The organism is Parapedobacter sp. ISTM3 (genome assembly GCF_016533505.1).
GTDB lineage: Bacteria > Bacteroidota > Bacteroidia > Sphingobacteriales > Sphingobacteriaceae > Parapedobacter > Parapedobacter luteus.
On the sequence record NZ_JAENGN010000032.1, the window covers coordinates 1 to 12,128 of the forward strand.

Genomic DNA, 12,128 nt, shown 5'->3' on the forward strand with positions numbered 1-12,128 from the left:
TTACTGGAAAATTCCATTGAGGGTGCTTCCCGAAAAATTGCCGAGCTTTTGGATAGCACACTTTCATCTGAAAGCGACGACAGTTCTTCCACCTTGCGGAAAAGTAATTTGGGTGATTTTGACATTGGGGAGTTTGTCTGAAAAGACGGCTTCCTTTTGTTATTTATTCAATCGGAATTGTCAAGAGCAACAATCGAATATTCATAATTATATTCGAGCAAATGAGGTGTAGGGCTTTTCCCTTCAGGATTGTAATAATTTATCCCTCTTGACGTTTCAGAGATTAAGTGTAAATTTTTTCTTGCTCTTGAAGCTAAAACGTAAAGTAATTTTTTAGAATTTTCGTAACCGTTTGTATCGTTGAAGTGTGGGACATAATCATTAAGAAGAGCAAAACCTATTACTGTATCATATTCCTCTCCCTTTACGCCGTGAATAGTTGAAACGGTTATACCATCTCTTTGCCTGAAAACTTTTCTAAAATTTTCAATCTCTCCAATAAATGGATTTCCCTCGTCAATAAGCCTTTGTATTCTATTTTCAGAACTTGCAAAAAATGATGTGTGATGTTCTTCAAGTAACGGGAAATTCTGAATTTGTATTTTCAGGCTTTCACAAATTCTTTCAAAGAAAGAACGTAAGTAGGTTAAACCATCATTTTCATTCACTTCAATTGAATTGCAGATTTTCAAAAACTCTTTGTTTGATAAGTTTGATACATCTACTCCCGCAGCATCAAGTTCGTTCAAAACTTCTTTACTCCAACGTAAACGACGAACGTACATATAGGGCGATGGTTCTGTCAAAACAATTCTTGCAACTTTAAACCAAAAATTCTCAATGTCCCGTGAAAACGGAGCCATACCGGGTCCGTCAAAACTAAAATCCGGAAGTCTAATCATTAGCTTCCTTGTAATACTTGCAATCTGAACCCATTGAGGTGCTGCAATACAAATTTCATTAGGGCTAATTCCGGCTTCACGGACATTAAACAAAATCAATTTTGCAATTTCTTCTATCAAATTATCTAACGAAACCGATAAGTTATATGTGATTAAACTATTATAATCTTTTTCGTTTCCGAATGCTATAATAGGGGTAGCAAATGTTTTATAATAATCGAAGTAATTTATTATGGTTTCAGATGACCTGTAATTTTTGTCTAAACTCAACTGTATCAAGTTAAACCCCAAAAGTTTTTCCAAATCATCCTTTGGCATCGGATAACCACCTAAAGAATGATAAATAGATTGGTTAGGGTCGCCAACAATTAATGTTTTTGAACACCCTTTGTTTGCACTTAATATTTTTGATATTATATGGTATTGTATCTCTTTAGTATCTTGATATTCATCAATCAAAATAAATGGAAATAATTTGCATAAGACGGTACAAATGATTGGCTTTGATTTCAATAATTCATAAGCATAAAAAAGTATCTGCTCAAAATCCAATTGATTATTCTCTTTTAATATTCCGAAATATTCTTGAAGAATAGCTTTGATATGCTTATTCTGATTACTATTTTTTGATGTAAACTTATATGTACCATTTATGGTAGCATAATATTGAAAATCATAAAAAGTAACTTTTGGATTGCTATATTTTTTGCATAATTCGGTTAGGAGCTTTTCAGTATCAAAGGAATTACAAACTTTAAACCCGTTTTTCAACCTTTCAGAATACAGATGGTAAGGCTTTAATATCCATTCCATACAGAATGAGTGAATTGTACCAATCCATAATTGTGTAGTATCAACCCCCAATAATTCAACCCGTTCTTTAATTTCATCAGCAGCGTTATTCGTGTATGTAATTGCAATAACGAACTCTTTATTGGAATTTAGCCTGCTTAATTCGTAAGCGATTTTGTATGTAAGCGTTCTCGTTTTTCCACTACCAGGACAGGCAATCAAGAGTACACTATCTTTCTCCAAGATTGCAACTTCTTGCTCATCATTCAAACTTCCTTTTTCCCAAATGAACATAGCCTATTTCAATTTATCTATGAATGTTAATAGCTGGTCATCTGGTATTACCAAGTCCAAGTCAAAAGCAAGGTCATCTAAAGTTGCTTCTTCGGCTCTATACTTCGTTAGGCTCTCCCTACAAGATGAAAAATCCAAAGCATCATCATCATAAAAATGTTTGTTCATCCTATATTCAATGATGTCGGCAATAATATTGTTGGAGTATGTTTCTTTGGCGAAAAGAATGGCATCAACTATATAGTTTGGAATTTCCGTCTTAAAAGAAATATGCTTGCCTAACATTATAGCAAACCAACCTTTACCTTCCTGTTTAGCCATTGTAAGCACTCGCTTTCCATAAACCGCAACACCATCATCTTCAATATCAGTTTTAGCTTGTACTCTTGTTGGTTGGTCTGTATATACTTGGTCAATTATAGCTATTACTTCCTCCTCGTTGCCTTCGGTTATAAAATCAACTTCAAAAGTATAGTCAGCATAAAATGCCTTTATCCAATCATTCTCTGCTTCAAAGACATCTAATTTAGCTTTACGTTCTAATCCCTTTTGTTTAGATGCCTCAACTTTTCTCTTGTATTTTTTTAATCGGTCGCTATCATCGTCATTAATAGTTGTATCACAAATCGCATCATCTAAATCTGTTAGAATTGCACATTTTCTTCTTATACGGCTATCGTGGAAAAGTTGGGCTACATTCTCAAAGCCTGTACTTCGTATATTGATGAGGCTAATTCCAAGTTCGTCAAGACTTACACCAAATACTTTTTTGACCATTATTGGTATTAAAATCTCTTCTGCATCGCCCTCAACTAATATTATTCCTCTTGCAAATAACAGGTTGGTTCTTACAGCATCCAAATAACGCTGTATTTGATTGATGCTTTCAGGTGTTAAACCAGTTGATGGTTGATATACTTCCGCAAAATTTAATTTCTTTGCAAGGATGTTTATATTCTCAACATTACTTACTTCGGAAATTTGTGTAGAATGAGTAGAATAGATAATTTGAGTATCTCCATAATCCAATTTGTCAAATAAGGTCTTTTGAATATGGTTATGTATATGGGCTTCCGGTTCCTCAATAATAAGGAAGTTGGCAAATGTATCTTTTGATTTTCTATACTTAAACTCAAGTAATTTCAGGGTTAAAAATATTAGATTAGCACCTCCCAAACTTAATTCGTGAATACCACCCTCATATTCCTCGCCTGGTTCTCCGATAAAAAGTTTCAATGATTGTAACAATTTTTCGGCTTCATTGGGAACACTTGATTTAATGGATAATGAAGATGGCGAATAGGTAAGACCGACGGCATCCTGAATGGTTGATTTTATATCTGACCTTATATTTTGTACATCGGGCAAATCTTCAATGCTTTCATTTAATTGCTCAACCAAATCGCTGATAGGTTGGTAATCTTCCTCTTTGATTTCTCCACTTTTGTTTTTCAATAGAGTAAGTAAAGGATTAGTTCTATTGTTATGAAAGTCACTTACTACATCTCTCAAGGCTTGGATGAATGTAAAAGAGATTTCTTTGGAAACAGATAATTGATGCGGAATTTTAGAGCCAAATTTAGAAGCATCAATCGTAGATGGGAAAACCACATTTTCAAAATCGCCTACAAGTTCCTTATATACATTAGGGTCATTAAAATCAGCAGTGCTTTTTCCAGTAAAGAAAGTTTCGTAATTATCCTGAATTGTGATGCTATTGAGTATCGTTTGTAATCCAACTGCATCTCCTTCAGCTAATTCGGAAAGTTTTTGTCTGATGTCAGCTTTAGGACGAAAGAAAAGGTTGTAAGTAGCTTTTTTTACATAATCTTCTGCGGCAACTCCAACACCGTGAATGAACAAGGATTGTATTGCCTCTTCATCGTTAAGCTCATCAAATTCAACACTGATAATAATCCAATGACCTTTCCATTTTCCCTTATCCAAAGACCTGTTAAAATCTCCTTCCGTCAGTTTATAAGCATATTGCAAGGAGGCATCTTCTAATAACAGCCTTATTGCCCTAAAAACATTTGTTTTTCCAGAACCGTTTTCTCCGATTATGGTATTTATTCCCTTGTTGAATTGAAAACTTGCATTTGCAAAATTCCTATAATTGACCAGGCTGACTTTAGAGATATACATTAGAAAATAAGGTTTTTAAGTTTGAAATCTACCAATATTTTTAGATTTCAGTTTCCGAGAACTCTTCAAACACAGAATAGTTTTTTATTCCTTTAGACTTGTTCACTTTTCCCATTATTGTACCATCAATTCGGCTTTTTAGATACGATGCTAAATCATCAAAGTGTCGAACATCAATATAATTAATCCCTGATGCTTTATATCTTTTAGACAATGAAATAGTGAATGCAGCCCAATTAAATTTTTCCCCTTTTTTGTTTAATTCAACTTGTTTCCAATCGCCATATCGCTTTTTTAAATAATCAATATAGTTCTTCTTGGAAAGCTCTTTGCCTAACGCTCCGTCTGGTAATTCAATTTTTGGCTTTATAGGCTTGGATTTTTTTACAAACTTTGGAAAATACTTATGTAATAAAGCCTCTGATTGTTCAATATGTTTTGTTATGGTATCCCATCCCCAATAATATAAATGAAATGGTAGTTCCTGTTCTTTTTTAATTTGATTTAGGTATTCCTGTATTTGAGCATCGTCACGAAATGTAGAAACAAAAACAAATTTGTCGAAATCAATCGCTAAATCCCTTGCTTTTTCTAAATCAGTATTTATATCCTGAATTAGAATTTTCCTTATAGTTTCATCTTTTCTTCCAATACTTTTCAATTTGCACTGTATAACCGTTTTTGTTTTAGAAGAAAAGACATCAATACCTTTCTGATTTTGTCCTTTCACACCAAACGTCTGAAAATCTGTATTCTCATATGACGAGGTATTCTCTACAAAATTGAATAAATCACAAGTGAGTTCCTCAAATAACCTTTCATCTTTTAAAGGAGGTAATTGATAGTTTGCCATTTAAAAAAATCGTTTAAAAATTGTTTCCTGTTCGGTATCTGAGAATTCAGCAATCACTTGTTTAGACCAATCAAAATCGAACTTGCCAAACTTATTTTCATCCCCGTTTAAATCAATTTCGTCTTCATTGAAAGTAAGGATATACTGAAAGTTATGCAGCTCGTTTGATTTGTGGTACATATAGTTCAGGACATTGGATATTGTTTTGTATGATATGGCGTGAAATACACCATCGTGTACAAGAAAATCCGGAATATTACGCTTGTCAATCCTGCTCTTTAAAAAGACCATTAAATCATACGCTACGATTTTCAAACGCTCTTGTCCTAACGCATCAGCTTTAGGGATTTCCAAACTTATTTTAAAAGGCAATTGGTTTCTCGGCGAAGTAGAGTTTAATGTGATATTAAAATAAGAGTTGTCAAATTCTTCATCTAAATAAATTGCATTTTCAAGAATTTGCTGAAATAACAATCTCAACTCATCAAGGTATGATTGCTGCTTATTTAGCTCGCTGACAATATCTCTTTTTAATTCTGCGATAACAATATTGGAGTTTCCCAATATCTCTTCTATTTCGTCAATTTCTCGTACAATTGAGGTATTCCGTTCTAAAAGTGTTTTTTCATTGACTAATCTTTCATAAGTGCTTTCAATCCTATCCAATGCACCTCTCTCTTTTAGCAATGAAAATAATTGGCTCCTGTTCTTTTCTAATTTTTCAAGCTGCGTTAAACTCTGGTCGATTGATGATTGTAATTTCTTTTCTTCTTCCAACAAATATTTATTCCTATTCGTCAGTAGTTGTTTTTTAAAGTCTATAACTTCATCCAAACTCCTTTTTACAAAGTTGCCGAATGTTGCTACGGTTTCATTGTAGAGCTTACGAATTTTGTCCAGGTCGATAGAAGACACATCATTGTAAGAGGATTTTAGTTTTTCTAATTTCCGGTTTGTATTATGATAGATGACAGATTGCTCGTTAATTTCAGATATAACCTGATTTAATTTTTGTTCTATTTCTTTGTGATTAGCAAGAAAATTGTATTCCTTCAGGCTGCCTTCGAGTGCAGCAATGTCTTTTTCAATCTTTAACCGCTCTGTTCTAAATTCCTGAATATCTTTACCTGTATCTGCTTTAACCTTTTCTGAAAGGGATTTTACCGTATTATTATACCTTTCGTATTCAGAAGATACTTCGTTATATTTTAAAAGTGTTTTTGTCGGGAGATTTAGCAAATAAAAATTATACAATGCCTTTTCTCTTGCATTGGCATTGTAAGAAACAAAATTTAAAGGGTCAACTCTTTGCTGACTTTGCAAGTCGTCCTTAACAAAAAATTCCATCAACGTTCCATATCTTTTTCCTTCAAAGAATACTTCGTTGTTCTCTGTCGGAAAAAATATCCCTTCCAGCAATTTCGGCATTTCAGATTTTTCATATTCATCAAGAGCATCCGGTCGCTTCCCGAAAAATATTTTTTTTGTATCGGCAAAGCCCCTCTTGATAAAATATTTTTGTTCCTGTACTTCAATTTCTAAAGTAATCGTGTGTTCATCATCACGTAAAAAGTCATACTTTTTTTGAGCAAATCTTTTTTCTGCTTTACCGCTTAATAAGGTAAAATCAACAAGCCTGACCAACGTAGATTTGCCAATACCATTAATCCCTCGTGCTTCTTTATCCCCAGAGTATTTGCCCAATATGATGTTTATTCCATTGTGAAATGGAACAGCATCTATAAGGTTGGTTTCTGAATATATTCTAATTAACATTGTCGAATAAACTTGTTTGATTTTCTTCTTGGTTTTCTTTCTTTACCAATTTAATTTTATATCCTTTTTTCTCAATGCTGCCAATCGTATGCAAGAAGGTCAAGGCATACAGAAAAAGGTCGGGTGTCCTATCTTTATCCCTGTTTAAAAACTTATTCATTATATCATCCACGATAACGTATTTGTTTTTGAAAGGGGAATTACCCATAATACTTATAATATCTGCTCCCAATACCATAAGGTTGGTTTTAAGATTGCTTTCAGGCTGCGGTAATATCATAGTTCATTTTCTGTTTTTCTGCCTATTAAACACTGTTCAAACATATACAGCAATATAGATTTTACGCATTTTACATATTCATCATCTTTAATGTTTCCATATGTCGTTGTATATTGGTCGGTCAGATTATATAATCTCTCCTTGAAATTTCCTGAAAGTTTATTGTAATCATTTATAACCCTTCTTTTCAGGGTATTAATCTCATCATCATTATATCCCGAAAGTATATTGGTAATCGTATTAAACTCCGCCATAACCAATACCATTTCCGAGTTCATCCCATCCCAATCTTCCTGTTCAAAGTTGAGTTCGATTTTCTTTTGGGGAGGGACTAATGTTTTCCTGTCGAAATGCAGAGCTTTATCTTCTTCGTTTGAGGCATTCAGTAGGTCATTAATGATTTCCTGAATATAGTCCTGTATAAAAAAGTTTTCAATGCCTAAGTAGGCTGCAAGTTTCCTTTTTTTACTTGATACAAGTTCATCAACAATAGAAAGAATTTGGTCTATCCCCTTAATCGAAGTATCGCCATCTAAACCCTGAATTAGTGTAAATTGTTCCGGTGACACTTCGTGGTTAACATACATTTCCCAATTTGGAAATTTGTCTTTCCAGTTTTTTTGGTATTTTTCAAAATCTCCTTCTTTATTTGCTGCACCTAAAACTTTTGTTTCAAAATCAGTTTTGCTATATTTTCTTGGCGCATAACAAGCCAATATCTTTTGTTCGGGCAAAATAGTACCGTCATTGCCTTTATCCTTATTCCTCCTGATGGGCGTATAGTTATCAACGCCATATTTCAAAAGAAACAGTTCATCAATAAATTCTTCGAACTCAAATCCTTCTTTGGATTGAATTTGCATTTTAAAAGCGTTCTTCAATAATTTATCCATATACAAATCAGAGTTCCAAATTAATTTTAACCGTACCGTCAAATCCCTTTTCTACTATCTCTTTAAGGGTTTGAAGTTTGATATTATTGCCATAATCAGTTTCGACCTTAGAAATGTAACTCCTTTTCTTACCCACTTTTTGGGCTAATTGTTCTTGAGTTAGCTGTCTTTGTTCTCTGGCTTCCTTCAGCATTTCTCCAATATGTCTGCCTGATATTTTCATCTCAAAAAGGATTAAAATTGACTTTATTATGAATGTACAAATGTAATTTAAAAGTTGCATTGAACCAACTGTAAATTGCAATAAAAGCCTCCCATCATTTGTACTTCCGTTCTGGAAGTCCCCACCAACAAAGCCACTCACAGCCAAACACTTCCTTTGACTGCCACTTTCTTATAACGCCTCTTTTTCCACAAGACATTTGTCCCGAAAGCTCGCAAGGTGCGGGATAAACAGTAACAAATTAATGTGTTTCAATTATGGAAAAACAGAGAAAAAAAGTTTTGCTGGCAGCCGTGGCAATGCTGTCAGGAATTGGTGCGTTCGCACAGGGAAACGGCTCGGCAGGTATCAACGAGGCTACCCAAATGGTAACAAGTTATTTCGACCCCGCAACGCAGTTAATCTACGCCATCGGTGCGGTAGTCGGGTTAATCGGGGGCGTTAAGGTTTACAACAAATTCAGTTCCGGCGACCCCGACACGAGCAAGACCGCAGCTTCGTGGTTCGGTGCGTGTATCTTCTTGATTGTTGCCGCTACCATCCTGCGTTCATTCTTCCTTTAATCCTTTGCCTTATGAATTACAATATCAACAAAGGCATCGGCAGGACGGTGGAATTTAAAGGGCTGAAAGCGCAATACCTGTTCATTTTCGCAGGTGGGCTGCTCGGTACGCTTATCCTCGTGATGATACTGTATATGGCAGGCGTAAACTCCTACATCTGCCTGTTCCTCGGAACAGGCGGTGCTTCGCTCATTATATGGCAGACCTTTTCGCTCAACAGGAAGTACGGCGAACACGGGCTGATGAAAATTGCAGCCAATAAAAGGCATCCCCGCTACATCATCTGCCGCAAGCCTGTACACCGCTATTTAAAATTCACACCTAAACAGAATGCCGTATGAGAAATGTAGCAAAGACCACCACACTGGAAAATAAATTTCCTTTGTTGGCAGTAGAGAACAACTGCATCTTATCCAAAGATGCGGACATTACCGCCTGCTTTGAAGTGCGCCTGCCGGAACTGTTCACGGTAGCTTCTGCGGAATACGAAGCCATACACTCCGCCTGGCACAAGGCTATCAAAACCCTGCCTGATTTTACGGTCATTCACAAACAGGATTGGTACATTAAGGAAAGCTATGCGCCCGATTTGGCAATCGAAGACCAGAGCTTTTTATCAAAGTCCTATCAACGCCATTTCAACGAGCGACCGTTCCTGAACCATTATTGCTACCTGTTCCTGACGAAGACCACAAAGGAAAGAATGCGGATGCAAAGCAACTTCAGTTCGCTTTGCAAAGGTACGTTGATACCAAAGGAAATCAGGAACAAGGAAACGATACACCGCTTTATGGAGGCGGTCGCCCAGTTTGAGCGTATCGTGAACGATAGCGGTTTTGTTAGCCTGCGGCGTTTGACCGAAGAGGACATTATCGGAACGGAAGATACACAGGGATTACTGGAACAGTACCTCACGTTATCGAGGGGAGCCGGAACACCAATGCAGGACATCGCACTCGGAAACGAAGAAGTACGCATCGGTAACAAAAGGTTAAGCCTGCATACACTTTCAGATACGGACGACCTGCCCGGAACGGTATCGGCAGATACCCGTTTTGAAAAGCTATCTACCGACCGTAGCGACTGCCGCCTTTCATTCGCCGCACCCGTGGGCTTGCTGTTAAGCTGCAACCACATTTACAACCAGTACATTTTTTTGGATAACAGCGAAGACAACCTGCAAAAGTTTGAGAAGTCCGCAAGGAATATGCACTCACTGGCTCGTTACAGCCGTGCCAACCAAATCAACAAAGAGTGGATAGAAAAGTACCTGAACGAAGCCCACAGCTTCGGGCTTTCTTCAATCCGTGCGCACTTCAACATTATAGCGTGGTCGGAAGACCCTGCGGAACTGAAACAGCTAAAGAATGATTGCGGTAGTGCATTGGCATTGATGGAGTGTAAGCCTCGGCACAACACTACGGACGTAGCCACTTTGTATTGGGCAGGTATGCCCGGCAATGCGGGCGACTTCCCCAGTGAGGAAAGTTTTTACACTTTTATTGAGCCTGCATTGTGCTTCTTCACGGAAGAAACCAACTACCACAATTCGCCCTCGCCGTTCGGTATCAAGATGGCTGACAGGCTTACAGGAAAACCTATCCATTTGGATATTTCCGACCTGCCTATGAAGCGTGGTATCATTACGAACCGGAACAAGTTTATACTTGGTCCATCGGGAAGTGGTAAATCGTTCTTCACTAACCATATGGTACGGCAGTATTATGAACAGGGCGCACACGTACTGTTGGTAGATACGGGTAACTCTTATCAGGGCTTGTGCGAACTCATCAAAGGAAAGACCAAAGGCGAAGACGGTGTTTACTTCACTTATACCGAAGATAACCCCATTGCCTTTAACCCTTTCTATACCGATGATGGCGTGTTCGACATTGAGAAGCGGGAAAGTATCAAGACTTTGATACTGACCTTATGGAAACGTGACGATGAGCCGCCAACCCGTTCTGAAGAAGTTGCCCTTTCCAATGCGGTAAGCGGTTATATCGAACGTATCAAAACGGAAGACGTTTACCCGTCATTCAACGGTTTCTATGAGTATGTAAAAGGCGACTACCGCAAGGTACTGGAAGAAAAGCAGGTCAGGGAAAAGGACTTTGACATTGCCAACTTCCTGAACGTACTCGAACCCTATTACAAGGGTGGCGAATATGATTACCTGCTGAACTCCAACAAGCAGTTAGACCTGCTTTCCAAACGCTTTATCGTGTTTGAGATTGATGCGATTAAAGACCACAAAATCCTCTTTCCCATTGTGACCATCATCATTATGGAGGTGTTCATCAACAAGATGCGCCGATTGAAAGGTATTCGTAAGCTCATCCTGATTGAAGAGGCTTGGAAAGCGATAGCCAAAGAAGGAATGGCAGAATACATCAAGTATTTGTTTAAGACCGTCCGCAAATTTTTCGGAGAAGCGATTGTCGTAACGCAAGAGGTCGATGATATTATCCAGTCGCCCATTGTCAAGGAAAGTATCATCAATAACTCCGACTGTAAAATCCTGCTTGACCAACGCAAGTATATGAACAAGTTTGATGATATACAGGCGATGTTGGGGCTTACGGACAAAGAGAAAGGGCAGGTACTTTCCATCAATATGAACAACGATGCAAGCCGACTTTACAAAGAGGTTTGGATTGGCTTAGGTGGTACGCACTCGGCAGTCTATGCCACCGAAGTTAGTTTGGAGGAATACCTCGCCTACACGACAGAAGAAACCGAAAAAATGGAAGTAATGCAGCTTGCTTCCGAACTGGATGGTAATGTAGAACTCGCCATTAAGCATATCGCAATGCAAAGGCGGGACAATTCAAATCAATAGTCATTAACAATTTAAAAATTCAGAAACAATGAAAAAAGTATTGTATCTGGTGTGTACGGCACTGATGCTCGCCGTAGCACCGTCAGCAAAAGCCCAGTGGGTTGTAACCGACCCGGCTAATTTGGCTTCGGGCATTATCAACTCTGCAAACGAAATCGTGCAGACTTCTTCCACCGTAAGCAACGTGATAAAGAACTTCAACGAAGTGAAAAAAGTTTACGACCAGGGCAAGGAATATTACGACAAGCTGAAAGCTATCAACAACCTTGTGAAAGATGCCCGTAAAGTGCAACAAACGGTATTGTTGGTAGGCGATGTTTCCGAAATGTACGTGAACAACTTCGGCAAGATGATGAACGACCCAAATTTCACACCGCAGGAACTGACCGCTATCGGCAACGGTTATTCGGCACTGCTCAATGAAAGTACCGAACTGCTGAAAGAACTGAAGCAGATTATAACCTCATCAAGCCTTTCGCTCAATGACAAAGAGCGTATGGATGTGATTGACCGTGTGTACAAAGAGGTAAAGGATTACCACAGCCTTGTACGCTACTACACCAAC

At 37.6% G+C, this 12,128-nt stretch carries 11 protein-coding genes and 1 pseudogene; 5 read left to right on the forward strand and 7 right to left on the reverse strand.

Annotation, left to right across the window (positions count from 1 at the left end):
- Positions 1–141, forward strand: a pseudogene (locus JHJ32_RS22960) (conjugal transfer protein TraD); the annotation flags it as partial.
- A 26-nt stretch (positions 142–167) separates the two neighbouring features.
- Here the strand turns inward: JHJ32_RS22960 and JHJ32_RS22100 are convergent.
- The 7 genes from JHJ32_RS22100 to JHJ32_RS22965 are packed head-to-tail and all read right to left on the reverse strand — an operon-like array spanning position 168 to position 8,158.
- Positions 168–1,988 carry a UvrD-helicase domain-containing protein gene (locus tag JHJ32_RS22100; protein ID WP_091520349.1) on the reverse strand — a complete coding sequence of 607 codons (1,821 nt, stop codon included), beginning with the start codon at positions 1,986–1,988 and terminating at the stop codon, positions 168–170.
- 3 nt (positions 1,989–1,991) lie between these two features.
- The gene (locus tag JHJ32_RS22105; protein WP_091520346.1) at positions 1,992–4,133 is read right to left on the reverse strand and encodes an ATP-dependent endonuclease; all 2,142 of its coding nucleotides are present in this window, start codon (positions 4,131–4,133) and stop codon (positions 1,992–1,994) included.
- 40 nt (positions 4,134–4,173) lie between these two features.
- Positions 4,174–4,986, reverse strand: coding sequence for an endonuclease (locus JHJ32_RS22110; protein WP_091520343.1), 813 nt, complete (start codon positions 4,984–4,986; stop codon positions 4,174–4,176).
- On the reverse strand, positions 4,987–6,762 hold the full coding sequence (locus tag JHJ32_RS22115) for a DUF2326 domain-containing protein (protein ID WP_013632623.1): 1,776 nt from the start codon (positions 6,760–6,762) through the stop codon (positions 4,987–4,989).
- Complete coding sequence (locus JHJ32_RS22120) at positions 6,752–7,042, reverse strand: hypothetical protein (RefSeq protein ID WP_013632622.1); 291 nt, start codon at positions 7,040–7,042, stop codon at positions 6,752–6,754. The genes JHJ32_RS22115 and JHJ32_RS22120 overlap by 11 nt, the downstream gene beginning before the upstream one ends.
- Positions 7,039–7,935 carry a hypothetical protein gene (locus tag JHJ32_RS22125; RefSeq protein ID WP_052305778.1) on the reverse strand — a complete coding sequence of 299 codons (897 nt, stop codon included), beginning with the start codon at positions 7,933–7,935 and terminating at the stop codon, positions 7,039–7,041. The genes JHJ32_RS22120 and JHJ32_RS22125 overlap by 4 nt, the downstream gene beginning before the upstream one ends.
- Before the next feature lie 7 nt (positions 7,936–7,942).
- Positions 7,943–8,158: a helix-turn-helix domain-containing protein gene (locus JHJ32_RS22965; RefSeq protein WP_109570615.1), complete on the reverse strand. Its 216-nt coding sequence runs from the start codon at positions 8,156–8,158 to the stop codon at positions 7,943–7,945.
- 257 nt (positions 8,159–8,415) lie between these two features.
- Between JHJ32_RS22965 and JHJ32_RS22135 the strand changes: the two genes are divergently transcribed.
- The 4 genes from JHJ32_RS22135 to JHJ32_RS22150 all read left to right on the forward strand — a co-directional run.
- Positions 8,416–8,721: a DUF4134 domain-containing protein gene (locus JHJ32_RS22135; protein WP_002979435.1), complete on the forward strand. Its 306-nt coding sequence runs from the start codon at positions 8,416–8,418 to the stop codon at positions 8,719–8,721.
- An 11-nt stretch (positions 8,722–8,732) separates the two neighbouring features.
- Positions 8,733–9,062 (forward strand): DUF4133 domain-containing protein, encoded by a 330-nt coding sequence (locus JHJ32_RS22140; protein ID WP_200122809.1) that lies wholly within the window; start codon positions 8,733–8,735, stop codon positions 9,060–9,062.
- Positions 9,059–11,563 (forward strand): TraG family conjugative transposon ATPase, encoded by a 2,505-nt coding sequence (locus JHJ32_RS22145; protein WP_137268263.1) that lies wholly within the window; start codon positions 9,059–9,061, stop codon positions 11,561–11,563. Before JHJ32_RS22140 ends, JHJ32_RS22145 begins: the two co-directional genes overlap by 4 nt.
- A 28-nt stretch (positions 11,564–11,591) precedes the next feature.
- Positions 11,592–12,128, forward strand: a 537-nt coding sequence (locus tag JHJ32_RS22150) for a DUF4141 domain-containing protein (protein ID WP_200122811.1), incomplete at its 3' end; no start/stop codon positions are given.

Bases quoted from the DNA above. Each gene is read 5' to 3' on its own strand.
- JHJ32_RS22100 (WP_091520349.1), bottom strand. From the start codon at position 1,988: ATGTTCATTTGGGAAAAAGGAAGTTTGAATGATGAGCAAGAAGTTGCA.
- JHJ32_RS22105 (WP_091520346.1), bottom strand. From the start codon at position 4,133: ATGTATATCTCTAAAGTCAGCCTGGTCAATTATAGGAATTTTGCAAAT.
- JHJ32_RS22110 (WP_091520343.1), bottom strand. From the start codon at position 4,986: ATGGCAAACTATCAATTACCTCCTTTAAAAGATGAAAGGTTATTTGAG.
- JHJ32_RS22115 (WP_013632623.1), bottom strand. From the start codon at position 6,762: ATGTTAATTAGAATATATTCAGAAACCAACCTTATAGATGCTGTTCCA.
- JHJ32_RS22120 (WP_013632622.1), bottom strand. From the start codon at position 7,042: ATGATATTACCGCAGCCTGAAAGCAATCTTAAAACCAACCTTATGGTA.
- JHJ32_RS22125 (WP_052305778.1), bottom strand. From the start codon at position 7,935: ATGGATAAATTATTGAAGAACGCTTTTAAAATGCAAATTCAATCCAAA.
- JHJ32_RS22965 (WP_109570615.1), bottom strand. From the start codon at position 8,158: ATGAAAATATCAGGCAGACATATTGGAGAAATGCTGAAGGAAGCCAGA.
- JHJ32_RS22135 (WP_002979435.1), top strand. From the start codon at position 8,416: ATGGAAAAACAGAGAAAAAAAGTTTTGCTGGCAGCCGTGGCAATGCTG.
- JHJ32_RS22140 (WP_200122809.1), top strand. From the start codon at position 8,733: ATGAATTACAATATCAACAAAGGCATCGGCAGGACGGTGGAATTTAAA.
- JHJ32_RS22145 (WP_137268263.1), top strand. From the start codon at position 9,059: ATGAGAAATGTAGCAAAGACCACCACACTGGAAAATAAATTTCCTTTG.